This window comes from Maribacter sp. LLG6340-A2, from assembly GCF_045057105.1.
Classification (GTDB): domain Bacteria; phylum Bacteroidota; class Bacteroidia; order Flavobacteriales; family Flavobacteriaceae; genus Maribacter.
The window spans coordinates 2758159-2781598 of sequence record NZ_CP159332.1 but is presented as its reverse complement, the minus strand read 5'-3'; the positions used below and the strand labels follow the sequence as shown (position 1 = coordinate 2781598).

Here is a 23440-nt window from a genome sequence, read left to right as displayed (position 1 = left end):
TATAGGACCTACATACGTTCCGGCACTTCCACACCCAATAATTTAAACGCATCTTGTATAACCTCTGCCACTTTTTTGGACAATTGTATACGTAGTATTTTCTTGGCTTCGTTCTCCTCTCCCAATATGGAAACCTGTTGGTAAAAAGAATTGAATTCCTTTACCAGATCATACGTATAATTGGCAATCAAAGCGGGACTAAAGTTTTCTGCAGCCAATTGAATGGTCTCAGGGAACATTTGAAGCTGTTTGATCAATTCCTTTTCTTTTGCATGCAATGCAGTAACCTCAGCGTTTTCAGAGATATCTATACCCATACTATCTGCCTTTCTTAATATCGACTGAATACGTGCGTGGGTGTACTGTATAAACGGACCCGTATTTCCTTGAAAATCAACCGACTCTTCTGGGTTGAACAAAATTCGTTTTTTAGGATCTACTTTTAATATGTAATATTTTAAAGCACCTAAGCCAATCATTTTATAGAGCGACTGCTTTTCTTCTTCACTGTAATCTTCAAGCTTACCTAACTCTTCAGAAATTGTAGCAGCAGTTTGGGTCATATCTGCCATAAGATCATCGGCATCTACAACAGTACCTTCCCTACTTTTCATCTTTCCGCTAGGTAAATCTACCATTCCGTAACTTAGGTGATGTAGTTTATTAGACCATGAAAACCCGAGTTTTTGTAGTATTAAAAACAATACTTTAAAATGATAATCTTGCTCGTTACCCACGGTATATACCATACCATTAACATCTGGGTGGTCTTTTACACGTTGTATCGCCGTACCAATATCTTGGGTCATATAAACCGCAGTACCATCTGAACGAAGTACAATTTTTTCATCCAATCCGTCTTCGGTCAAATCTATCCAAACACTACCGTCTTCCTTCTTAAAGAAAATACCTTTTTTCAATCCCTCCGCAACAACATCTTTTCCTAAAAGGTAGGTGTCACTTTCATAATAAAGGGTATCAAAATCAACGCCCAAATTTTTATAGGTAACGTCAAAACCTTTATACACCCAACCGTTCATGGTTTTCCAAAGCGAAACTGTCTCTTCATCTCCAGATTCCCATTTCAACAACATTTCTTGGGCCTCCAATAAAATAGGAGCCTCTTTTTCGGCAACTTTTTGTTCGGTGCCCTTAGCGACCAATTCCGCTATTTGTTCTTTATATGCCTTATCAAAAGCTACGTAATAATTACCAACTAGCTTATCCCCTTTTAATCCAGTAGACTCCGGCGTTTCTCCGTTCCCAAATTTCTGCCAAGCTACCATACTTTTACAAATATGAATTCCTCGGTCATTGATGATTTGGGTTTTATATACTTTTTTACCTGATGCCTTTAAAATTTCTGCAACGGAATAGCCTAATAAATTATTTCGGATATGACCTAAATGCAAAGGCTTATTGGTATTTGGAGAAGAATATTCTACCATAACGGCATCATCGGACTCTTTTACAAAACCGTATTGTTCAAGGGAGGTAATTGACGTAAAGAAATTTAAATAATAACTATCATCAATAACAATATTCAAAAATCCTTTAATCACGTTAAAGCCTGCAACAGCATCTACCTGCTCTTGTAAATAAGAACCAATTTGCTCCCCAATTTGAACAGGGTTACCCTTAACTACACGCAACATAGGGAAAACCACAATAGTGATATCTCCTTCAAAATCTTTACGTGTAGGCTGAAATTCTACATTTGGCAATTCCTTGTCAAAAATAGATTTTACCGCTTCTTTTACTTTATCTGATAGTACCTCTTGAATATTCACCAAAACGTTTAATTAAGGCTGCAAAATTAATCATTTTTTATGCTTTAAGATGAACAGATGCGGCATTCATTCGGCATTTCGTTAACTTTAATGAAAACAGTGTAAGAAAACATACATGCTCGTAAACGTATCTTATAACAACAAATCGGTTTCCAAGAAAATTGACGCTGAAGTGGGCAAGCCATTTACTTTAAAAGAAAGATGGGCATTGGGCGGTATAGGCTCCCCAAAACTTATCATTACAGAAACCAGTATCGACATTAGAAATTTACTGATTTTAGATAATAACAGAAATACCTGCAATATAGAAATGAGACCAAAAGGGATTATTGTTGGCTTTAGATCTTTATTAGAATCTTATGCCTTGGTGATACCTTATTACAAACTTTCCATTTACAAAGGGCAGGCTTCTGTGTACTCCTTTTACAAAGACCAATATTTTATAAAAGTGGAGTCCGACACAAAAGCGGTACAAAAATTCCTTAAAAAAATTATGGATTACAAGGCTGATAATGCACCAACATCAATAGAAGATTTATGAAAATACTACTCACAGGTGCCAATGGTTATATAGGTATGCGCATTTTACCGCAGCTATTAGAAATGGGGCATGAGATAGTTTGTGCGGTACGCGATGAAACCAGACTTTCTGTAGATAAAGAAACCAGAAGCCAAATTGAAGTTATTGAAATTGATTTTCTAGAGGAACCAAAAGAGAATGTAGTTCCACAAGATATTGATGCCGCATACTTTCTAATTCACTCCATGAGTTCTTCTACACAAGACTTTGATGACATGGAGGCGAAAACCGCAGAGAATTTCAACAAGTATGTTTCTAAAACTCAAATTGAACAAGTAATTTATTTAAGCGGAATTGTAAATGACGAGTTACTTTCAAAACATTTACAATCTAGAAAAAATGTAGAAGATATCCTTTACCAAGGTGATTTTAACCTAACTGTTTTAAGGGCGGGAATCATAGTTGGCTCAGGCAGTTCTTCATTTGAAATTATTCGCGATTTATGTGAAAAACTACCTGTGATGATTACTCCTAAATGGGTATTGACCAAAACGCAACCTATTGCCATTCGTGATGTTATCGCATTTTTAACCGGAGTTTTAGGAAACGAAAAAACATATAACGATTCATTTGATATTGCCGGACCAAATGTACTCAATTATAAAGAAATGTTGCATAAATATGCCGAAGTCAGAGGATTCAAAAATTGGATTTGGACCGTACCTGTAATGACTCCGAAACTATCTTCATATTGGTTATACTTTGTAACCTCAACATCATATAAATTGGCATTGAATCTGGTGGATAGCATGAAAATAGAAGTAATAGCAAAAGATACCAGATTACAGGATATACTTAACATTGAACCACATACGTACAAAGAAGCTATTGATTTAGCATTTAAAAAGATAGAACAAAACTTAGTGATCAGCAGTTGGAAAGACAGTATGATCAGTGGTCGTTTTCTTGACAATCTTGAAAAACATATACAAGTCCCAAAATATGGCGTACTGAAAGACTACAAGCAAATTCAAGTTACCCAACCAGAGGAAGTTCTAGAGCGTATATGGAGCATTGGCGGTGAAACCGGATGGTACTATGGAAATTGGTTATGGAAAATTAGGGGATTTTTAGATAAACTTTGGGGCGGTGTTGGTTTAAGACGAGGCAGAACACATCCAGACAAAATATTTGCGGGTGATTCACTTGACTTTTGGCGTGTATTACTTGCGGACAAAAAAGCGAAAAGATTATTGTTATTCGCCGAAATGAAACTACCTGGCGAAGCATGGTTGGAATTTAAAATTGATGATAATAACGTACTACATCAAACCGCTACCTTTAGACCACGTGGTTTGCGCGGTAGATTATATTGGTATAGCATAGTGCCTTTTCACTATTTCATATTTGGTGGCATGATCAGAAATATTGCTAAAACCGACCAAAATTAGTTTTAAGCTAAAGAGTTATTTTTTTATTCTTTAGAGTAATATCCATTTTATTTTCACGACTAGTATTGTAAGCGTTTTTAGGCAGCATCAATCACTATCATAATTTTCTGAAGATGAAATACTTACGTTTCTTTCCATTTTATGTATTGTCAATTTTACCTTTTTGGGCATTATACATCATATCTGACATCACCTTTTTCTTAACGTACTACGTACTTGGTTACCGAAAAAAAGTAGTCTGCAAAAATTTACATGTAGCGTTCCCCGACAAGACAGAAAAAGAAATCAACAGCATCGCAAAAAAATTTTACAGGCATTTCTGCGACATGTTCTTTGAGGCGATTAAATTATTGACAATTAATCCAAATGAAGTTCAAAACAGGTTTAAAATCAATAACCTATCCCTATTGACCAATCACCTAAAAAATAATGAAAATATTATGCTGTACACCGCACACCAAGGCAATTGGGAATGGCTTACTACAGTACCTTTATTTCTAAATGTAAACTGCAATACTTTATACAAACCATTATCTAATACCTATTTCAATGATTTGTTCATATTGATGCGAGAACGTTTTAATGTGCATTGTATTCCTAGTAATGAAGGATACCGCCATTTACTTCATTTAAAAAATAACAACATCGTTTCCATGAACTGTGTCATTGGCGATCAAAGTCCGTTAGGAAAATCCGGTAAGCAGCAAACCATATTTTTTAATCAGCAAACATCCTTTTTTACAGGTGCTGCCAAAATAGCCAAGAAAACAGATTCAGCAATATTCATTCCCTATCTAAAGAAAATAAAACGCGGATCCTATGAGCTTTTCTTCGAGAACATTGTTAACCAAGCAGCCACTTTAAACGAACAGAACATTATTGATTTATATGCCAATAAGTTGGAAAAGGTCATTGAAAAATACCCTGAATTGTATCTATGGACTCACAAAAGATGGAAGCGTGACGGGATTACCTATTAAAATTATGATTCGGTAGAAAGTTTAAGTGGCAACTGTGTCAAGCGTTCGCCCGTTAATCTTCTAACTGCATTTGCTATTGCCGCACCAATAGGACCCAATGGAGGTTCACCAACAGCACCTGGAGTATCTTTTCCTTGCAGTAATATCACATCTATTTCTTTAGGGGCATTTTTCATCAATGCCATTTGATATGGACCGTAAATGGTTGGTGTCAACTCGCCATTCTCAACGAACATTTGCTCATAAAGTACAGCACTCATGCCCATAATAACACAACCCTCGCACTGCGCTCGAATTTGATCGGGGTTAACAGCCAAACCAGGATCCATGGCAACCGTTACTTTATGAACTTTAATTTCATTATCGACAATAGAAACTTCTGCCACTTGGGCACAAGGTGTATTTGCATCTATAGATGCTGCAAAGCCCATTGCGCGACCTTCTACAACCTCTTCTGAATATTTTGCTTTTTCAGCTGCTGCCTTAATAACATTTTTTAAACGAACATCAATATCTTGCTCTCCGATTTGCTGTAACCTAAAATCGACTGCATTTTTGTTTCCTTTAAGCGCCATTTCATCAATAAAACTTTCCATAGCAAAGGTATTTGCCAACAAACCTAGGCTACGCCACCAGCTAGTGGCAAAAGGCAACTCAACGTGCCAATATACTGACTTGAAATTAGGTATGGCCGTGTATTGTATGAATCCACCCCGTATGGCACCAACATCAGCGCCAAGAAAGTTTGTAAGTACATTTGGTACCAATGCCGAATCTGTAGCAACATCACCACTTACAAATTCATGCTCTAGCGTATCTAAAAATCCATCCGCATTTAATTTACCTTTAATAATATGATGTGTTGGCGGGCGAAACATATCATGCTGAAACTCTTCCTTTCTACTAAAAAAGTATTTTACCGGTTTACCAACAGCTTTAGACATTACCGCGGCTTGCACTGCATGCGGTGTATGTAACCTTCTTCCAAATCCGCCACCTAAATAAGTAGGTACTATATTCACTTGTTCGGTATCTATACCTAACCTTTTGGCAACTTCTTTTCTGGTAAGGCTAACTACCTGTGTAGAAATTTTAATAATTGCGTTATCCGCTTCCACCGAGGCTACAACTCCATTAGGTTCAATTTGCGCATGTGCCCCAATAGGACTTCTAAATTCCAAGGTTTCAAATTCATCATCCTCATCAAAAGCAGCTCCATTTTGTTGTATTATAGTAGAATTACCATTACCGACCGTCATCATTTCGGTTATGGCAGTAGTATCTAAATCCTCAATACTATTCCAAGTTACCTTGATTGCATTTTTTGCATGCTCTGCCTCTATCATGGAATTGGCTACAACACCTACAAAGTCATCTTCAATGATTATTTTAATTACCCCGGGCATATTTTCAGCTTCAGACGTATCTGCACTAACGAAGGTAGCTCCAATTTTTGTTGGTCTAACTACTGCCCCATAGAGCATACCCGGCATATCAGCATCCATACCAAAAATAGGATCACCATATACCTTAGCTTCCAAATCTACTCTAGTTATAGGCTGACCAATATACTTATAGTCCTTTTTATCTTTTAAAACAGGTACATCTGGCACTTCCCATTGTTCTACTCCTTCCGCTGCCTGAGCATATGTCAGCGTTTTGCCGTTACCCGATATTATTCCATCCGCTACCGAAAGTTCATCGACCCCAACATTTAGTTTAAGGGCAGCCTCTTTTAAGAGCATGACCCGTAACATTGCAGCAAGCTCCCTGAGCGGTTTCCATAATCCAGAAATAGACGTACTACCGCCAGTAGCAAAACTATCTACATTACCGGTAGAAGAAGCTGCATGAACCACTTTTATCTGATTCATAGTTACAGAAAGTTCATCGGCCGCCATTTGGGCAATACCGGTAAACGTACCTTGACCCATTTCCATTTTAGGAGAATGTAAAAGAATAGTATTATCAGATGTAACCTCGAACCAAACCATAGGCTTGTCGGTATTATCGGTATAGGGTGCCTCTAAAGAATTTACCATTCCTAAAATCTGTCGGCGTATGGGGTTTCTAAAAATATATGCACCAATAGCTACAACACCAATGGTTCCCAATCCACCACGTACTAGAAACTTACGCCTAGAAACTTTCTTTTTACTTTTATCTGCCATGGATTACAGGGTTTTAGATTCGTTCATAACCTTACCCGCTTGCAGTTTCGCCGCCTTATGTATTGCCTTTCGCATTCTGTAATAGGTGCCACAGCGACATACATTGATAATATTCTTATCTATATCCTCATCTGTTGGTGTAGGAACTTTATTCAACAATGCGACCGTTGCCATCATAAACCCAGGTTGACAATATCCACATTGGGGTACGATCTCATCTATCCAAGCTTGTTGAACAGGATGTGGGTTTTCTCTGTCTCCCAACCCTTCAATAGTAGTTACTTCTTTACCTTCAGCAAATTTAACGGGATAGGAACAAGACCGAACAGCCTCACCATCTACATGCAAGGTACAAGCCCCACAAGCCGCTTTTCCACAGCCAAATTTTGTACCCTTTAAGTTTAACGTATCTCGAATTACCCAAAGTAAGGGCGTATTTTCATCTGCTATTTCAAGAGCTTTTACTACTCCGTTTACAGTAATGGAAATTTTCATAAAGTTTAATTATTTAGAAGGAATGACCGCTCCGTTAGCAAACCAATTTTCAACTGCTATTTTAAAATCGTCTTTTGAAACCGGTGGCAATGTACGTTCTTCTCCATTGGCGTCTACCCCAGGTTCCCATGCCCAAAGTACCAGGTCATCTTCTGTCATATGTTTTATTAAATCTTCGTGACTTCTATTGCCGTTCATACTTTTGTCCAACAAACGCTCTGCGATTTCGGTTCTTGTAAGTCCTTCCCAAGCCATAGAGGCAGGCGCCAATGCCCAATGTGGTGCACCGGGAACCCCTGAATTCATATTATTTTCAGATTGATGACACGTATTGCACGTAGTAGCTTCAAAGCCATGGTCATCTTCACCTCTTGCCATACCAAAATAGTGCGGGTGACTCTCATCTCCTTGCTTAGGAATATGGTCACTAGGGTGACAATTCATACATCGTTGATGGGTAAGCACATCCATCATCTTGTTGAAGTCTTCATTACCCTGTTGATTTTGAAGTTGTGTTTTCTCTACAATTTCATATCCAGAAACCTTAGGTGAATTCGCCAATACGAATATCAACCCTGAAATTGAAAATATCGAAAAAATATAAATTGCTTTTAACCTCATAAAGACCTTTGATAGATAAAATTTTCAATCTCTATGAAGATAGCGAATACCGTTAACAAATGTTAGCCTATTAAATTTAATTATTTCAACAGGCCAACACGTATTATTATGCTTTAGGAAGAAAAACTTCAGCCATCATACAACGGGCACTACCACCTCCACAGGTTTCAATAGTATGCAAAGAACTATGTAGAATACCACAGTGTTTCTCTATTTGAGCAACCTGATCTTTAGTCAAACTATGATATGCCGCCGAACTCATAACCATATATCTTTTATCATTACCACCTAAAACCTGCAACATATTACCAGCAAAATGATGCATTTGCTGTTCTGTAATGGTAATGATTTCTTTACCATCTTTCTTAAGATGGTCCAATACATTCTTTCTTTCCTTTTTATCATCGATGGAGTCTGCACAGATAACAACAAAATTTTCTGCCAATGCCATCATTACATTAGTATGATATATAGGTAGCCTTTTACCGCCTACAGATTGATTCGCTGTAAAAATTACCGGAAAGAAATCAAAATCTTCACAGAACTCTATAAACAACTCCTCGTCTGCCCGTTCAGAAAGTGCACAATACGCTTTTTTATTTACCCTGTCAATAAGAATACTTCCGGTACCTTCAAGAAACAATTCTTCTTCTTCGGCGGAAGTATAATCGATAACATCATTTATTTTAAACCCGTTCTCCTCTAAAATATCGAAAATATCATCTCGACGCTCTTCCCTTCTATTCTCCGCAAACATTGGGTATACCCCTACCGTACCGTTTGCATGAAAAGAAATCCAATTATTTGGAAAAACACTATCTGGAGTATCAGGTTCTTTGGTATCCTGCACAACTATAACATTAACGCCATTATTTTTTAATACGGATACAAATGCATCAAACTCTTCTTGAGCCTTGCTATTAATTTCCTGATTCTTCATATCAATATCTTCCATAAAATAGTTATTGACAGCGGTCTGTTCATTCATTCTGAATGAAACAGGACGAATCATGAGTATTGTATTTGTAGTTTGCATAGGGGTACTAATTAAGTTGTTACTTTTTTTGAATTATAAATTATTCTCTAATTAAGGGTAACGTACTACAACGTAGTAAGCCCTCTTGTTTTGATATCTCTGCATACGGAATCTCTTCTACCGTAAAGCCCTGTTCGCGTAACCAATTGTTAAGTCGGGTAAAGTTTTGTTCAGATACAACCACGTCTGGTGAAATTGAAAAAACATTACTGTACATATGGTACATTTCCACAGCATCTATTTCAAAAACATTCTCTTTACCAAAAAAGTCTACCAACCACTGGTATTCCTCCTCCACTAAAAATCCGTTTTTATGAATAATAGCTTTCCCCTTACCTAAGGGTTGAAAACAACAATCTAAATGCAAGGCATTGTCTTTAGCTACGGTATTGGATTTACGTAACTCAAATGATTTGATTGTTTTGTGAGGAAACTGTTTGGTCAAATATTCAACTGCAGCCTTATTTGTTCTTGCCGTAATATATGAAGGGTAATCATCTGCGGTATAGGTACCAACGAAAATATAATCATTCCAAGGCATTACATCGCCACCTTCTACATGAACATCATCTGGAGGTGTTAGAATATTATCATCATCTATTTTATCCAGAACATGTAAAATAGCCTCTACCTCTTGTTCTCGATCAGGCAAGATATTGGCTTTTATCAATTTATCTTCAATAACAAAAGCGATATCTCGGGTAAATATCTGATTACAATTTTCAAGAACCTCAGGTCTAAAAACCTTAACATCATATTTTTCAAAGACATCTTTAAAAGCTTCCATTTCTTCAATCATATCGGCTTCCAACGGATAAGTACCCGCCTTAATATGTTCTTTGGATTTTGGGTCATAAGCTTCCTCTAAAGTAGGTGTTGGTCCCGAACTTTTTGCGATACCCAGCACAACCGCCTTTAAAGGTGAAATTTCATCATTGATATTTAATTGTAACATAAGTCTATATTTAAATATGAATTAAAATATGGCACAAAAAAAAGCTCCTTTAAAAATTAAAAGAGCTTTTGTTTTTTTATTAACGGTAGCAATCTACCTTTTGTCAAGTTCGACAAAAGACCTTAAATTTTCACCTGTATATACTTGTCTTGGTCTACCAATTGGTTCACCTTTCAATCTCATTTCTCTCCATTGTGCAATCCACCCTGGTAATCTACCCAATGCGAACATAACCGTAAACATTTCTGTAGGTATACCTAAAGCTCTGTAAATAATACCTGAATAGAAATCTACATTAGGGTATAATTTTCTATCAACAAAGTACTGATCTTCAAGTGCTTCTTTTTCCAAACCTTTAGCAATATCAAGAATAGGATCATCTATACCTAAATCTGCCAATACCTCGTCTGCTGCAACTTTAATAATTTTGGCACGAGGATCAAAGTTTTTATAAACTCTATGTCCAAAGCCCATTAGCCTGAAAGGATCAGACTTATCTTTTGCTTTAGCCATGTATTTTTTGGTGTCACCACCATCCGCTTCAATAGCTTCAAGCATTTCTAAAACTGCTTGGTTGGCACCACCATGAAGTGGTCCCCAAAGCGCTGAAATACCAGCAGATAAAGATGCGAATAAACCAGCATGTGAAGAACCTACGATACGAACAGTACTCGTAGAACAGTTTTGTTCATGATCTGCATGTAAGATCAATAACTTGTCCAATGCCTCTATAACCACCTTGTTCTTTTTATAATCTTGATTAGGACGCTTGAACATCATTTTATGAATGTTCTCAACATACCCTAAACTATCATCTCCATAATCTAATGGAAGACCTTTCTTCTTACGTAAAGTCCAAGCAACAAGAACCGGGAATTTTGCAAGAATACGTACAATTGCATGGTACATATCCTCATCTGAACTTACATCAACAGTAGACGGGTTAAATGCTATCAATGCACTTGTCAAAGATGACAAAACACCCATTGGGTGTGCTGACTTTGGAAAGCCGTCCAAAATCTTTTTCATCTCCTCATCTACGTGAGATTCATCTTTTATATCCTTATGGAACTTTGCCAGTTCTTCTTTGTTAGGCAAGTCTCCAAATATTAAAGCGTAGGCAACTTCCAGGAAATCTGCTTTCTCTGCCAACTCTTCAATTGAATATCCCCTATAACGTAAAATTCCTTTCTCGCCATCTAAGAAAGTAATAGCACTTTCACATGATCCCGTATTTTTGAAACCCGGATCAATGGTTATCATTCCTTTGGTAGCTGAACGCAAAGATTTTATATCAATCGCAAGTTCATCCTCGGTTCCCTTAATTACCGGAAACTCATATTTTTCACCATTATATTCTAAAGTAGCTTTATCTGACATTTTTAATTTTTACGTTTTATTTACTCACGGTAAAGTTAACAAAACAGGATTGTTTTAACAATTTCAATAATCTGTTTGGGGTAAAATTAACAATATGATCTTTTAACTACATTACTCACAACATATATAATGATTTGTAATATTCATCCAAAGACTTTTCCCATGTAAAACGGGCCTTTTTGGCATTGACCTGTATTTTTTTCCACTTAACTTTATCATTCTGCCAAATAGAAATTGCCTCATCAAAACGAAGCACCATATTTTCAATTTGTTGCTCATACGTATCACCATCAAAAGCAAAGCCGGTTTTCATATGCTGAACAGTATCTTTTAAGCCACCGGTATGATGAACCAAACACGGATTTCCATTGCGCATTGCCAACATTTGACTGATACCACAGGGCTCAAATAAACTAGGCATAAAATATAGATCTGTTTCCAAGTACATGGAGTCTATCAAATCTTCTGACTGACCATTGGTGAAAATAAAATTTTGGTGCTTATAACTCATTTCTCTAAAAAACTCCTCATAATCCGGATCACCCGTACCCAAGAGCATAAAAATACCATCCACTTCCTGTAAACGAGCCAACATTTTTTCAAAAGCATCTGGAGAACGCATAAGGAAATAGAATTTCTGTTCCGTTAAACGAGCTACACTTGATACTATGAATTTTGGTCTGTTACCTACAAATTGCATAATCTTCTCGCCGGTATGTGCCAAAAAATCCGCTTTATATTTTTTTGAAGTATCCTGCAACCATCCAAAAAGAGCTTTGACCGTATTTCTATAAAGAAAACCCTTTTCGGCTTTTCTAATATTGTTATAATTACTGGCATTTAGTATACCAAACAATCTACCCTCATTATCTGCTTTCCGTAAATCATCTTCAAGGCTTTCACCGCCAATAAATTCCGGTCTTCTACTAGGCAAAAGAACATCTTCTTTATATGATGGTGAGACGGTATGTACGGCGTCTGCCAACCTAATACCTACCGCCATAAGATTAATGCAGTCTTGATAGCGTGAATCCAACAACTCCTTATGATCCAATTCCACTTCTGGGAACCAGTTATGTACCGATGCATAATTATCATAAAAAGGCCTTATTCCCTGAATAGCCAAATTATGTATGGTATACACATACCTCATTTTCTTTAAATCCTGATATTGGGCATGGTACTTTTTAATGAACAGAAGCGCAGCTGAATGCCAATCATGCATATGAACGATATCCAAATCGCCAAAAGCCCCAACCTTGATTGCTTCTGCCGTAGCGGTACAAAAAATGATAAACTTTATAAAATCATTATAAAATGGTTCTGTAGGGTCATCATGATAAATATGTGCAATACCACCTTCTATAATTTCTGGATGATGAATTACGTAATGGGTAATATTCTTGTCGACCTTTTTAGGGATAACTTCATAAAGCTCTGCCGTATATGGCACACCCCTAAGGTGAAAATGAAGGTTAGTTCTAAAAATTCCATTTTTATGTAGCCTGGAATAAGAAGGAACAACTACATGAACCCTATCGTTCCTTTTCGAAATTTCCCTTGGCACATCTCTTACCACATCTCCCATGCCACCAGCTTTACAATCGGGAATGGCGTCATTTTCTGCTGAAACGAAAAGAAAGTTGTTCATAGGCTACTAGCAAAGTATTAAATGTATTTTTTACAAAAGGTAGTTAAAGTTTAGGAGTAAGACAAAAAAAGCCTTTCCAAAATTGGAAAGGCTTTTTATATTGATTACCATACAAAATCTAGTTGACCTTGAATGCTTTTTCTTGAGGGTAATAGGCCGTACTACCCAATTCTTCCTCTATTCGTAACAATTGGTTGTATTTGGCCATACGGTCTGATCTTGAAGCCGAACCTGTCTTAATTTGGCCGGTATTTAACGCTACCGCAAGGTCAGCAATAGTATTATCTTCCGTCTCACCAGATCTATGCGACATAACTGAAGTATAGCCAGCATTTTTAGCCATATTTACTGCAGCAATAGTTTCCGTTAGCGTACCTATTTGATTCACCTTGATTAAAATTGAATTGGCAATGCCTTTTTCTATACCTGTAGACAAACGTTCCACATTGGTAACAAATAAATCATCTCCTACCAATTGTACCTTATCTCCAATTTTATCGGTCAATGATTTCCAACCGTCCCAATCATTCTCATCCATACCGTCTTCAATAGAAATAATAGGATATTTAGCACTAAGGTCAGCTAAGTACTGAGCTTGCTCCTCAGATGTTCTTATAACACCAGACTCGCCTTCAAATTTGGTATAATCGTATTTTCCATCTACAAAGAACTCGGCCGCAGCACAATCTAATGCGATCATAACATCATCACCTAAAGAATATCCGGCATTTTTAACCGCTTTAGCAATAGTGTCCAATGCATCTTCAGTACCCCCTGCAAGGTTAGGTGCAAAACCACCTTCATCACCTACCGCAGTACTTAGTCCACGGTCGTGCAATACTTTTTTCAAATGGTGAAAAATCTCCGTACCCATCTGCATTGCATGTGAAAAGCTCTTTGCTTTAACCGGCATTACCATGAATTCCTGAAACGCAATAGGAGCGTCTGAGTGAGAACCACCATTAATTATATTCATCATTGGTACAGGCAATGTATTTGCGCTTACACCACCTACATATCTAAACAATGAAAGACCAAGTTCGTTTGCTGCCGCTTTGGCTGCCGCCAAAGAAACTCCTAATATAGCATTGGCCCCTAATTTGGATTTATTTGATGTTCCATCTAAATCGATCATTGTTTGATCAAGTAAGTTTTGGTCAAATACGGACATTCCCAAAATTTCTTCAGCAATTACATTGTTTACATTATCAACAGCCTTAAGAACTCCTTTACCCATGAAATCCTTACCACCATCACGTAGTTCAACTGCTTCATGTTCACCGGTAGATGCACCAGAAGGAACTGCAGCCCTACCCATTACACCATTTTCAGTAATTACATCTACTTCAACCGTTGGGTTTCCCCTAGAATCTAAAATTTGTCTTGCGTGAACACTTAATATGATACTCATTTATTTAATTTTTATTAGTTGATCATTTAAAGGACAAAGATACAAAACCAAGTTTCCACCAAGTTTATTTGCACATTACAATTGCCCATTAAATAACATTAATTTAAACTATTTCGTTATGTTTTATACTTTTTTCAATTAAACCGAAAAAATCATCAAAAAGGTAATCCGCATCATGAGGTCCCGGACTAGCTTCTGGGTGATATTGAACGGAAAAAACATCTTTATTTTTCATTCGCAAACCTGCAACTGTTTTATCGTTCAAATGCTCATGCGTAATTTCCAAAAGATTGTTTGCCTCCGTTTCTTCACGGTTAATTGCAAAACCGTGATTTTGCGAGGTAATCTCTCCCTTGCCTGTTAAAAGATTTAATATAGGATGATTAATACCCCTATGCCCATTATGCATTTTGTAAGTAGACACACCATTGGCCAACGCAATGATTTGATGCCCAAGGCAAATACCAAAAACCGGCTTATCTGTATATATAATTTTTTTGGTGGCCGCAATTGCATCCGTCAATGGTTCTGGATCACCCGGGCCGTTAGATATAAAATAGGCATCTGGACCCCAAGCCTCCATTTCCTCAAAAGTAGTGTTATAAGGGAAAACCTTAACATAGGCATTCCTTTTCACCAAGTTTCTAAGAATATTCTTTTTAATACCTATATCCAACGCAGCTATTTTAATCGATGCGTTTTCACTACCCACAAAATAAGGCTCTTTAGTAGACACTTTAGAAGCTAGTTCCAAACCTTCCATACTAGGAACTTCTGCTAAACGTTTTTTTAAATCGCCTATATTATCCACTTCAGTAGATATTACCGCATTCATTGCACCATGATCCCTAATATAGCTCACCAAAGCCCTGGTATCAACATCGGAAATAGCAAACAAACCATTGTCATCCAAAAAACCTTGCAAACTATCATCTGCCAAAGCCCTGGAATAATCATAGCTAAAATTTCTACATACTAAACCAGATATTTTTATAGTGTCCGATTCTACTTCATCTTTATTTACTCCATAATTCCCAATATGGGCATTTGTAGTTACCATGATTTGGCCAAAATATGAAGGATCTGTGAAAATTTCCTGGTATCCGGTCATACCGGTATTAAAACAAACTTCTCCAAAAGCCGTACCCTCTTTATCTCCCACAGACTTACCATGGAATATGGTACCATCTGAAAGTAATATTAAGGCTTTTCTCTTTGCTTGATATTTCATTTTATGCTAGTATTTATTCAGTTACAAAAAAACATAAAAAAAAGGATAAGCTAGAAAGCTTATCCTTTTCATTATAAAAATTTATTGACAATTTATTCCTTAGAATCATCTGCCTTTACCTCGTTATCTGTTTGAGATTCTGTTTCTGGTTGAGCATCTTCCGCTACTTTAGTTTCTTTAACTTTAGAAGCAGTTTCTGCATTATTACCACCAGATCTTCTACTTCTTCTAGTAGATTTCTTTTTAGGCTTACCAGCGTTATACAATTCGTTGAAATCAACCAATTCTATCATCGCCATATCCGCGTTATCTCCTAAACGATTACCTAATTTAATAATTCTAGTATAACCACCTGGTCTATCAGCAACCTTTTCCGAAACCACACTGAACAATTCAGTAACCGCATTCTTATCACGTAAGTTCTTAAAAACTATACGTCTGTTGTGCGTACCTTTTTCAGCACTTACATTATTCTCAGCTTTTGATTTAGTAATTAAAGGCTCAACAAATTGCTTTAACGCTTTAGCCTTAGCAACCGTAGTGTTGATTCTTTTATGCTCGATCAAAGAACAAGCCATGTTTGCCAACATAGCCTTTCTATGTGCTGTTTTTCTACCTAAGTGATTAACTTTTTTACCGTGTCTCATTTTTCTGTTTTATCATCTTGCTACCAAACTCGTTAGAACGAGGAGCAAAATATGATTATTTAATCTTTATCTAATTTGTATTTTGATAAATCCATACCAAAACTTAAACCTTTGTTGATAACAAGTTCTTCAAGTTCTGTTAAAGATTTTTTACCGAAGTTTCTAAACTTCATTAAGTCGTTCTTATTGAAAGAAACTAAATCACCTAACGTATCTACTTCTGCAGCTTTTAAACAATTAAGGGCACGTACGGAAAGATCCATATCTACCAATTTTGTTTTTAATAACTGACGCATATGCAATGATTCTTCATCATATGTTTCAGTTTGTGCTATTTCATCCGCTTCAAGCGTAATACGCTCATCCGAGAACAACATGAAGTGATGAATAAGTACTTTTGCCGCTTCCGTCAACGCATCCTTAGGATGGATAGAACCATCAGAAGATATTTCAAAAACCAATTTTTCATAATCGGTCTTTTGCTCTACACGAAAGTTTTCAATACTATACTTTACATTCTTAATAGGCGTAAAGATAGAATCTACCGCTATTGTACCTATTGGCGCACCAGATTTTTTATTTTCCTCTGCAGGCACATAACCCCTACCTTTTTCAATGGTTATTTCCATATTGATGCTTACTTTGGCATCCATATTACAAATTACCAAATCTGGGTTTAACACCTGATATCCTGAAATAAATTTTTGAAAATCGCCAGCAGTTAATTGATTTTTTCCACTTACGGAAATTGATACAACTTCTGCTTCAGAATCTTCTATTTGTTTCTTGAAACGTACTTGCTTCAAGTTCAATATAATTTCAGTAACATCTTCTACAACGCCAGAGATAACCGAGAACTCATGCTCTACCTTATCTATCCTAACAGACGTAATTGCATAACCTTCTAATGAAGAAAGCAACACACGTCTTAACGCATTCCCAACAGTTAATCCATAACCAGGTTCCAAAGGGCGAAATTCGAACTTCCCTTCGAAATCTGAGGAATCGATCATTATTACTTTATCGGGTTTCTGAAAATTAAATAATGCCATAATTGGATCGGTATTGTTTATTTAGAGTATAACTCCACGATTAATTGTTCTTTGATGTTTTCTGGAATCTGCATTCTTTCAGGAACAGATACATACGTACCTTCCTTCTTTTCGCTATTCCAAGAAATCCACTCATAAACAGCGCTATTAGCGGTTAATGAATCCTGTATACTTTGTAATGATTTTGACTTTTCCCTAACTCCAACAACATCTCCGGCCTTAAGGGAATAAGAAGGTATATTTACAACTTCCCCGTTTACTGTTATATGTCTATGAGAAACCAATTGTCTTGCCCCACTTCTAGTAGGTGAAATTCCCATTCTGTAAACTACGTTATCTAAACGTGATTCACATAATTGCAATAATATTTCACCAGCAACACCTTCTTTTCTTTTTGCAGCTTGAAACAAATTTCTAAATTGTTTTTCTAAAATACCGTAGGTATATTTAGCCTTCTGCTTTTCCATTAACTGAATAGAGTACTCAGATTTCTTTCCTCTACGTCTGTTGTTCCCATGCTGTCCTGGTGGGTAGTTTTTCTTTTCGAAAGACTTATCGTCTCCAAAAATTGCTTCGCCGAATTTACGTGCGATTTTTGACTTTGGTCCTGTATATCTTGCCATTTTCCTTTAATTTGAAAGTGAGATTATGAATTAAGGCTTATCCTTCGATAATCGTAATTACACTTTCGGTGAAATATATAAAATTGATTAAACTCTTCTTCTTTTTGGAGGTCTACAACCATTATGTGGCATAGGTGTAACATCGATAATTTCCGTTACCTCTATTCCTGCATTATGTAAAGACCTAATAGCAGATTCTCTACCATTACCAGGTCCTTTAACGTAAACTTTCACTTTTCTCAAACCTGCCTCGTGAGCAACTTTAGAACAATCTTCAGCTGCAACCTGAGCTGCATAAGGAGTATTTTTCTTAGAACCTCTAAATCCTAATTTACCTGCAGACGACCAAGAAATTACATCTCCCTTTTTATTGGTTAAAGAGATAATGATATTGTTGAAAGATGCACTTATATGAGCTTCTCCAACAGAATCAACTATAACTTTACGTTTCTTGGTAACTTTAGTATTTGCCTTTGCCATACCTACTTATTATTTAGTTGCTTTTTTCTTGTTAGCAACTGTTTTACGCTTTCCTTTTCTAGTTCTAGAATTATTCTTGGTACGCTGACCTCTTAAAGGTAAACCAGACCTGTGACGAATACCTCTATAACAACCAATATCCATTAATCGTTTAATGTTCAATTGGGTTTCGGAACGTAATTCTCCTTCGATTACGTAACCAGATACAGCCTCCCTAATACGTCCTATTTCATCATCATTCCAATCAGAAACCTTTGTATCTTCACTAACCTGGGCTTTGCTCAAAATTTCCTGAGCTCTACTTCTTCCAATTCCAAAAATGTAGGTTAAGGCGATAACGCCTCTCTTTTGTTTTGGTATATCAATACCTGCGATTCTTGCCATAATTACCCTTGTCTTTGTTTAAATCTAGGATTCTTTTTGTTGATTACGTACAACCTGCCTTTTCTGCGAACAATCTTGCAGTCGGCACTTCTCTTTTTAACTGATGCTCTTACTTTCATCTTGTATCTTAGTATCTATATGTAATTCTTGCTTTCGTAAGATCATATGGACTCATCTCCAATTTAACCTTATCACCAGGTAATAATTTAATATAATGCATACGCATCTTACCTGAAATATGCGCTGTTACTACATGTCCATTTTCCAATTCTACCCTAAACATTGCATTTGACAATGCTTCAATGATAGAACCATCTTGTTCTATTGCTGCCTGTTTAGCCATAAATTATGCTACTTTTCTATTTTTACCGGTTTTCATTAGGCCATCATAATGTCTATTTAACAGATAAGAATTAACCTGTTGAACAGTATCTATTGCCACACCAACCATAATCAATAAAGATGTACCTCCATAAAATAAGGCCCATCCAGCCTGAACATCCATCAACTTAACTACAACGGCCGGCAAAATTGCGAGCAAAGCTAAGAAAATTGATCCAGGTAACGTTATTAATGACATAATCTTATCTAAAAAATCTCCAGTTTCTTTACCAGGACGTATTCCCGGTATAAAACCACCACTTCTTTTAAGGTCATCTGCCATTTTATTAGTAGGAACCGTAATGGCCGTATAAAAGTAAGTGAAGATTATTATTAACAAGGCAAATAATATATTATAAGCCAAACCGAATATATCACTAAATTGAACTTGCATCCATTGTCCAAATGCAGTATCGTCAAAAGCTCCACCGATCATTCCTGGCACAAACATAATAGCTTGGGCAAAGATTATAGGCATAACCCCAGATGCATTTAATTTTAATGGAATATATTGTCTAGACCCCATAATGTTTTTCTCATAACCACCGGAAGCTGTTCTTCTAGCATATTGCACAGGTATTTGGCGTGTGGCCATTACCAATAATATACATGCAAGAATAACTAAGAACCAAATGATAACTTCAATTAGGATAAACATCAATCCGCCATTATTATCTACAGTTCTAGAAATAAACTCCTGTACAAAAGATTGCGGCATAGTGGCGATAATACCAATCATTATCAATAATGATATTCCATTACCAATACCTTTATCAGTAATTTTCTCTCCCAACCACATTGCAAATACAGTACCTGTAACCAAAATGATTACTGCCGGTATCATAAAATCAAGTCCTTTTCCTAAAATAAAAGCACTATCCCTAACACCAAAAGCTTCTAGACCGTATAAATATGCAGGAGCCTGTACTATACAAATACCAATGGTCAACCATCTAGTAATCTGATTTATAGTTTTACGACCACTTTCACCCTCCTTCTGCAGTTTTTGAAGATATGGTATTGCAATACCCATTAATTGAACTACAATTGAAGCAGAAATGTAAGGCATAATACCCAAGGCAAAAACAGAAGCATTGGCGAAAGCCCCTCCCGTAAATGCGTTTAAAAGACCAAAAATACCTTGATCGGTTCCATCGGTCAATCCACCTAATTGTGTTGAATCTATACCCGGAAGAACAATTTGGCAACCAAACCTGTACACCAATAAAAGACCCAAGGTAATAAGTATTCTATTTCTTAGCTCTTCTATCTTCCAAATATTGGATATTGTATCAATAAAATTCTTCATGCTCTCGTTTATGCTTACAAACTTATTGCCTCACCACCAGCTGCTTCAATAGCTGCTTTAGCTGAAGCGGTAAATTTATGTACTGTAATTTTTAGGGGAGATTTTAATTCACCGTTACCTAAAATTTTTACTAAATCGTTTTTACCAACTACACCGTTCTCTACCAAAATATCTAAAGAAACTTCTTTTTCAATAACCTTGTTATCAACAAGCTCTTGCAATTTCTCAATATTGATACCTTTATAATTCTTACGGTTGATATTCGTAAAACCAAATTTAGGAACACGACGTTGTAAAGGCATTTGACCACCTTCAAAACCAATTTTCTTAGAATAACCAGATCTTGATTTTGCCCCTTTATGACCTCTTGCAGCAGTTCCTCCTTTTCCAGACCCTTGTCCTCGTCCAAGACGCTTACCGTCTCTATTCACTGAACCTTCTGCAGGCTGTAGATTATGTAAACCCATTCTATTCTATATTTAAGCCTCCTCTACGGAAACTAAATGTTTAACTTTATTTATCATTCCAAGAATATTGGCCGTATTGTCATGTTCTACGACTTGACCAATTCTTTTTAAACCAAGAGCCTCTAATGTTCTTTTCTGATTTTGAGGTTTCTTAATTCCACTTTTTACTTGTGTAACTTTAATCTTTGCCATAATTCTACTCTTAGCCTTTAAATACTTTTTCTAAAGAAACACCTCTTTGACTTGCAATAGTCTTTGCATCCCTAAGTTGTAACAAAGCATCAAATGTTGCTTTTACTACATTATGAGGATTAGAAGAACCTTGTGATTTAGATAATACATCATGAACACCTACAGATTCCAATACCGATCTTACTGCACCACCGGCAATAACACCCGTACCATGGGAAGCTGGCTGAATATAAACCCTAGCTCCACCAAATTTACCTTTTTGCTCATGTGGTAAGGTACCATTGTTCAAAGGAATTCTAATCAAATTCTTTTTACCGTCCTCAATTGCTTTTGCAATTGCTGTAGCAACTTCTTTGGATTTACCTAAACCGTGGCCTACAACACCATTTTCATCACCTACAACTACAATAGCAGAAAAACCGAATGCCCTACCACCTTTAGTTACCTTAGTTACACGTTGAATGCCAACTAATTTATCTTTTAAATCTAAACCGCCAGGTTTAACCGTTTCTACGTTTTTATATTTTTGGAACATACTAGTTTATTAGAATTTTAATCCTGCTTCTCTTGCACCTTCGGCCAAAGACTTTACTCTACCATGATATAAATTACCGCCTCTATCAAAAGCGACCTTGTCCAGACCTGCCTTAACAGATTTCTCAGCAATTGTTTTACCTACTAGAGCAGCAATTTCAGTTTTATTTCCTTTTTCCTTTGCAATATCCTTATCTCTTGAAGAAGCAGATACCAAAGTAATTCCTTTTACGTCATCTATTACTTGAGCATAAATCTCGCTATTGCTACGGAAAACAGACAACCTAGGTCTAGCTGCTGTACCGGTAGAAACCTTACGAATTCTACGACGGATTCTATTTTTTCTTTGTGTTTTTGATAATCCCATAATACACTTATATTAAGCTGATTTACCAGCTTTTCTTCTTAATATTTCACCAACAAACTTAATACCTTTTCCTTTGTAAGGTTCAGGTTTACGGAATGATCTAATCTTAGCTGCTATATGACCAACCAATTGTTTGTCATGAGAGGTCAACTTTACAATAGGATTCTTTCCTTTTTCAGATACAGTCTCAACTTTAACCTCTGGGGCCAAATCAAAAACTATATTATGGGAAAACCCTAGTGCCAAATCAAGTTTTTGACCTTGGTTACTTGCTCTATAACCTACACCTACTAACTCCAATTCTTTGGTCCATCCTTTTGAAACACCCTCAACCATATTCAGTATAAGTGATCTATATAAACCGTGCTTTGCTTTATGCTCCTTAGAATCTGAAGGTCTTGTTACCCAAGCCTGACCATCTTCTACCTTTACCGCTACACCAGAAAACTCTTGAGTCAACTCCCCTAACTTTCCTTTTACAGAAATGATATTATCATTGATTTCAATAGTTACTCCTTCTGGAATTGCGATTGGATTATTACCTATTCTAGACATTTTCTAATTCTTTATATCAATTAATAAACGTAGCATAAAACTTCACCACCAACTTTTTCCGCCTTTGCTTGCTTACTTGTCATTACACCGTGTGATGTAGAAACAATAGCGATACCTAAACCGTTCAATACACGTGGTAAATCTTCACTACCGGCATACTTTCTTAAACCAGGCTTACTTATACGCTGTATTTTTTTGATAACAGGCTCCTTTGTAAACTTGTCATATTTCAAAGCGATCTTAATTGTACCTTGAACTTTACTGTCCTCAAACTTATAACTTAAAATATATCCTTGATCGAATAATATTTTAGTTATCTCTTTTTTCAAGTTAGATGCAGGGATTTCAACAACTCTATGTCCTGCTCTACTTGCGTTTCTAACTCTCGTTAGGTAATCTGCTATAGTATCTGTTACCATGTATATATAATTCGGTGACGGTTTTTAACTTTCATGTTAAACCTGAAACCATTAATAATTCTAATTTTTTACCAGCTAGCCTTTTTAACTCCAGGAATTAAACCGGCATTTGCCATTTCTCTGAACATTACCCTAGAAATACCAAAGGTTCTCATGTAACCCTTAGGTCTTCCTGTAAGCTTACATCTATTATGTAAACGAACTGGAGAAGCGTTCTTAGGAAGTTTTTGCAAACCTTCATAATCACCAGCTTCCTTTAAAGCCTTTCTTTTCTCAGCGTATTTTGCTACTATTCTTTCCCTTTTTCTTTCACGGGCTTTCATTGATTCCTTAGCCAT

28 protein-coding genes are annotated in these 23440 nt (G+C 36.5%); 3 read left to right on the top strand and 25 right to left on the bottom strand.

Features of this window, described 5'->3' with window-relative positions; all coding sequences use genetic code 11:
- Positions 1-8 precede the first annotated feature (8 nt).
- On the bottom strand, positions 9-1790 hold the full coding sequence (gene argS / locus ABVM52_RS11680) for an arginine--tRNA ligase (RefSeq protein ID WP_405385123.1): 1782 nt from the start codon (positions 1788-1790) through the stop codon (positions 9-11).
- Positions 1791-1905: 115 nt separating this feature from the next.
- Between argS and ABVM52_RS11675 the strand changes: the two genes are divergently transcribed.
- From ABVM52_RS11675 to ABVM52_RS11665, 3 genes are all read left to right on the top strand, one after another.
- Positions 1906-2331 carry a hypothetical protein gene (locus ABVM52_RS11675; RefSeq protein ID WP_405380675.1) on the top strand — a complete coding sequence of 142 codons (426 nt, stop codon included), beginning with the start codon at positions 1906-1908 and terminating at the stop codon, positions 2329-2331.
- The gene (locus tag ABVM52_RS11670) at positions 2328-3761 is read left to right on the top strand and encodes an SDR family oxidoreductase (protein ID WP_405380673.1); all 1434 of its coding nucleotides are present in this window, start codon (positions 2328-2330) and stop codon (positions 3759-3761) included. The genes ABVM52_RS11675 and ABVM52_RS11670 overlap by 4 nt, the downstream gene beginning before the upstream one ends.
- Positions 3762-3874: 113 nt before the next feature.
- On the top strand, positions 3875-4741 hold the full coding sequence (locus tag ABVM52_RS11665; protein ID WP_405380671.1) for a lysophospholipid acyltransferase family protein: 867 nt from the start codon (positions 3875-3877) through the stop codon (positions 4739-4741).
- Between the two features lie 2 nt (positions 4742-4743).
- On the opposite strand, the gene ABVM52_RS11660 is transcribed toward ABVM52_RS11665, so the two are convergent.
- The 24 genes from ABVM52_RS11660 to rpsN all read right to left on the bottom strand — a co-directional run bounded on the left by ABVM52_RS11660 (position 4744) and on the right by rpsN (position 23440).
- On the bottom strand, positions 4744-6912 hold the full coding sequence (locus ABVM52_RS11660) for a molybdopterin cofactor-binding domain-containing protein (RefSeq protein ID WP_405380669.1): 2169 nt from the start codon (positions 6910-6912) through the stop codon (positions 4744-4746).
- Between the two features lie 3 nt (positions 6913-6915).
- Positions 6916-7407 (bottom strand): (2Fe-2S)-binding protein, encoded by a 492-nt coding sequence (locus tag ABVM52_RS11655; protein WP_405380667.1) that lies wholly within the window; start codon positions 7405-7407, stop codon positions 6916-6918.
- Between the two features lie 9 nt (positions 7408-7416).
- A complete protein-coding gene (locus tag ABVM52_RS11650) occupies positions 7417-7968 on the bottom strand; it encodes a hypothetical protein (RefSeq protein WP_405380665.1) in 552 nt (183 codons plus the stop codon).
- 166 nt (positions 7969-8134) lie between these two features.
- Entirely contained in the window at positions 8135-9064 is a 930-nt protein-coding gene (ctlX, locus tag ABVM52_RS11645; RefSeq protein ID WP_405380663.1) for a citrulline utilization hydrolase CtlX, read from the bottom strand.
- A gap of 40 nt (positions 9065-9104) precedes the next feature.
- Entirely contained in the window at positions 9105-10019 is a 915-nt protein-coding gene (locus ABVM52_RS11640) for a dimethylarginine dimethylaminohydrolase family protein (protein ID WP_405380661.1), read from the bottom strand.
- A 93-nt stretch (positions 10020-10112) separates the two neighbouring features.
- Positions 10113-11399, bottom strand: a complete 1287-nt coding sequence (locus tag ABVM52_RS11635; protein ID WP_405380659.1) for a citrate synthase — start codon at positions 11397-11399, stop codon at positions 10113-10115.
- Between the two features lie 115 nt (positions 11400-11514).
- Positions 11515-13050, bottom strand: coding sequence for a glycogen synthase (locus tag ABVM52_RS11630; protein WP_405380657.1), 1536 nt, complete (start codon positions 13048-13050; stop codon positions 11515-11517).
- 118 nt (positions 13051-13168) lie between these two features.
- Positions 13169-14461 carry a phosphopyruvate hydratase gene (gene eno, locus ABVM52_RS11625; RefSeq protein ID WP_405380655.1) on the bottom strand — a complete coding sequence of 431 codons (1293 nt, stop codon included), beginning with the start codon at positions 14459-14461 and terminating at the stop codon, positions 13169-13171.
- Between the two features lie 103 nt (positions 14462-14564).
- A complete protein-coding gene (carA, locus tag ABVM52_RS11620; RefSeq protein ID WP_405380653.1) occupies positions 14565-15692 on the bottom strand; it encodes a glutamine-hydrolyzing carbamoyl-phosphate synthase small subunit in 1128 nt (375 codons plus the stop codon).
- A gap of 92 nt (positions 15693-15784) precedes the next feature.
- Complete coding sequence (gene rplQ, locus ABVM52_RS11615; protein ID WP_405380651.1) at positions 15785-16339, bottom strand: 50S ribosomal protein L17; 555 nt, start codon at positions 16337-16339, stop codon at positions 15785-15787.
- A 59-nt stretch (positions 16340-16398) separates the two neighbouring features.
- On the bottom strand, positions 16399-17391 hold the full coding sequence (locus ABVM52_RS11610) for a DNA-directed RNA polymerase subunit alpha (protein ID WP_405380649.1): 993 nt from the start codon (positions 17389-17391) through the stop codon (positions 16399-16401).
- Between the two features lie 17 nt (positions 17392-17408).
- Positions 17409-18014, bottom strand: coding sequence for a 30S ribosomal protein S4 (gene rpsD, locus ABVM52_RS11605; protein WP_405380647.1), 606 nt, complete (start codon positions 18012-18014; stop codon positions 17409-17411).
- An 87-nt stretch (positions 18015-18101) separates the two neighbouring features.
- A complete protein-coding gene (gene rpsK / locus ABVM52_RS11600; protein ID WP_036152169.1) occupies positions 18102-18494 on the bottom strand; it encodes a 30S ribosomal protein S11 in 393 nt (130 codons plus the stop codon).
- Positions 18495-18503: 9 nt separating this feature from the next.
- Positions 18504-18878 carry a 30S ribosomal protein S13 gene (gene rpsM / locus ABVM52_RS11595; RefSeq protein WP_089259463.1) on the bottom strand — a complete coding sequence of 125 codons (375 nt, stop codon included), beginning with the start codon at positions 18876-18878 and terminating at the stop codon, positions 18504-18506.
- Positions 18879-18880: 2 nt separating this feature from the next.
- Complete coding sequence (ykgO, locus tag ABVM52_RS11590; RefSeq protein ID WP_013305171.1) at positions 18881-18997, bottom strand: type B 50S ribosomal protein L36; 117 nt, start codon at positions 18995-18997, stop codon at positions 18881-18883.
- Between the two features lie 8 nt (positions 18998-19005).
- The gene (infA, locus tag ABVM52_RS11585) at positions 19006-19221 is read right to left on the bottom strand and encodes a translation initiation factor IF-1 (protein ID WP_013305172.1); all 216 of its coding nucleotides are present in this window, start codon (positions 19219-19221) and stop codon (positions 19006-19008) included.
- Positions 19222-19224: 3 nt separating this feature from the next.
- Positions 19225-20568 carry a preprotein translocase subunit SecY gene (gene secY, locus ABVM52_RS11580; protein ID WP_405380643.1) on the bottom strand — a complete coding sequence of 448 codons (1344 nt, stop codon included), beginning with the start codon at positions 20566-20568 and terminating at the stop codon, positions 19225-19227.
- 14 nt (positions 20569-20582) lie between these two features.
- Positions 20583-21035 carry a 50S ribosomal protein L15 gene (gene rplO / locus ABVM52_RS11575; protein ID WP_405380641.1) on the bottom strand — a complete coding sequence of 151 codons (453 nt, stop codon included), beginning with the start codon at positions 21033-21035 and terminating at the stop codon, positions 20583-20585.
- Positions 21036-21047: 12 nt separating this feature from the next.
- Positions 21048-21227, bottom strand: coding sequence for a 50S ribosomal protein L30 (gene rpmD, locus ABVM52_RS11570; RefSeq protein ID WP_405380638.1), 180 nt, complete (start codon positions 21225-21227; stop codon positions 21048-21050).
- Between the two features lie 10 nt (positions 21228-21237).
- The gene (gene rpsE, locus ABVM52_RS11565) at positions 21238-21762 is read right to left on the bottom strand and encodes a 30S ribosomal protein S5 (RefSeq protein WP_405380636.1); all 525 of its coding nucleotides are present in this window, start codon (positions 21760-21762) and stop codon (positions 21238-21240) included.
- 9 nt (positions 21763-21771) lie between these two features.
- Complete coding sequence (gene rplR, locus ABVM52_RS11560; protein ID WP_405380634.1) at positions 21772-22128, bottom strand: 50S ribosomal protein L18; 357 nt, start codon at positions 22126-22128, stop codon at positions 21772-21774.
- A 12-nt stretch (positions 22129-22140) separates the two neighbouring features.
- Entirely contained in the window at positions 22141-22683 is a 543-nt protein-coding gene (rplF, locus tag ABVM52_RS11555; RefSeq protein WP_405380632.1) for a 50S ribosomal protein L6, read from the bottom strand.
- Positions 22684-22703: 20 nt separating this feature from the next.
- A complete protein-coding gene (gene rpsH, locus ABVM52_RS11550) occupies positions 22704-23102 on the bottom strand; it encodes a 30S ribosomal protein S8 (protein ID WP_405380630.1) in 399 nt (132 codons plus the stop codon).
- Positions 23103-23170: 68 nt separating this feature from the next.
- On the bottom strand, positions 23171-23440 hold the full coding sequence (gene rpsN / locus ABVM52_RS11545; protein WP_405380628.1) for a 30S ribosomal protein S14: 270 nt from the start codon (positions 23438-23440) through the stop codon (positions 23171-23173).

Bases quoted from the DNA above. Each gene is read 5' to 3' on its own strand.
- ABVM52_RS11675 (WP_405380675.1), top strand. From the start codon at position 1,906: ATGCTCGTAAACGTATCTTATAACAACAAATCGGTTTCCAAGAAAATT.
- ABVM52_RS11670 (WP_405380673.1), top strand. From the start codon at position 2,328: ATGAAAATACTACTCACAGGTGCCAATGGTTATATAGGTATGCGCATT.
- ABVM52_RS11665 (WP_405380671.1), top strand. From the start codon at position 3,875: ATGAAATACTTACGTTTCTTTCCATTTTATGTATTGTCAATTTTACCT.
- ABVM52_RS11660 (WP_405380669.1), bottom strand. From the start codon at position 6,912: ATGGCAGATAAAAGTAAAAAGAAAGTTTCTAGGCGTAAGTTTCTAGTA.
- ABVM52_RS11655 (WP_405380667.1), bottom strand. From the start codon at position 7,407: ATGAAAATTTCCATTACTGTAAACGGAGTAGTAAAAGCTCTTGAAATA.
- ctlX (WP_405380663.1), bottom strand. From the start codon at position 9,064: ATGCAAACTACAAATACAATACTCATGATTCGTCCTGTTTCATTCAGA.
- ABVM52_RS11640 (WP_405380661.1), bottom strand. From the start codon at position 10,019: ATGTTACAATTAAATATCAATGATGAAATTTCACCTTTAAAGGCGGTT.
- ABVM52_RS11635 (WP_405380659.1), bottom strand. From the start codon at position 11,399: ATGTCAGATAAAGCTACTTTAGAATATAATGGTGAAAAATATGAGTTT.
- ABVM52_RS11630 (WP_405380657.1), bottom strand. From the start codon at position 13,050: ATGAACAACTTTCTTTTCGTTTCAGCAGAAAATGACGCCATTCCCGAT.
- eno (WP_405380655.1), bottom strand. From the start codon at position 14,461: ATGAGTATCATATTAAGTGTTCACGCAAGACAAATTTTAGATTCTAGG.
- carA (WP_405380653.1), bottom strand. From the start codon at position 15,692: ATGAAATATCAAGCAAAGAGAAAAGCCTTAATATTACTTTCAGATGGT.
- rplQ (WP_405380651.1), bottom strand. From the start codon at position 16,339: ATGAGACACGGTAAAAAAGTTAATCACTTAGGTAGAAAAACAGCACAT.
- ABVM52_RS11610 (WP_405380649.1), bottom strand. From the start codon at position 17,391: ATGGCATTATTTAATTTTCAGAAACCCGATAAAGTAATAATGATCGAT.
- rpsD (WP_405380647.1), bottom strand. From the start codon at position 18,014: ATGGCAAGATATACAGGACCAAAGTCAAAAATCGCACGTAAATTCGGC.
- rpsK (WP_036152169.1), bottom strand. From the start codon at position 18,494: ATGGCAAAGGCAAATACTAAAGTTACCAAGAAACGTAAAGTTATAGTT.
- rpsM (WP_089259463.1), bottom strand. From the start codon at position 18,878: ATGGCAAGAATCGCAGGTATTGATATACCAAAACAAAAGAGAGGCGTT.
- ykgO (WP_013305171.1), bottom strand. From the start codon at position 18,997: ATGAAAGTAAGAGCATCAGTTAAAAAGAGAAGTGCCGACTGCAAGATT.
- infA (WP_013305172.1), bottom strand. From the start codon at position 19,221: ATGGCTAAACAGGCAGCAATAGAACAAGATGGTTCTATCATTGAAGCA.
- secY (WP_405380643.1), bottom strand. From the start codon at position 20,568: ATGAAGAATTTTATTGATACAATATCCAATATTTGGAAGATAGAAGAG.
- rplO (WP_405380641.1), bottom strand. From the start codon at position 21,035: ATGGGTTTACATAATCTACAGCCTGCAGAAGGTTCAGTGAATAGAGAC.
- rpmD (WP_405380638.1), bottom strand. From the start codon at position 21,227: ATGGCAAAGATTAAAGTTACACAAGTAAAAAGTGGAATTAAGAAACCT.
- rpsE (WP_405380636.1), bottom strand. From the start codon at position 21,762: ATGTTCCAAAAATATAAAAACGTAGAAACGGTTAAACCTGGCGGTTTA.
- rplR (WP_405380634.1), bottom strand. From the start codon at position 22,128: ATGGGATTATCAAAAACACAAAGAAAAAATAGAATCCGTCGTAGAATT.
- rplF (WP_405380632.1), bottom strand. From the start codon at position 22,683: ATGTCTAGAATAGGTAATAATCCAATCGCAATTCCAGAAGGAGTAACT.
- rpsH (WP_405380630.1), bottom strand. From the start codon at position 23,102: ATGGTAACAGATACTATAGCAGATTACCTAACGAGAGTTAGAAACGCA.
- rpsN (WP_405380628.1), bottom strand. From the start codon at position 23,440: ATGGCTAAGGAATCAATGAAAGCCCGTGAAAGAAAAAGGGAAAGAATA.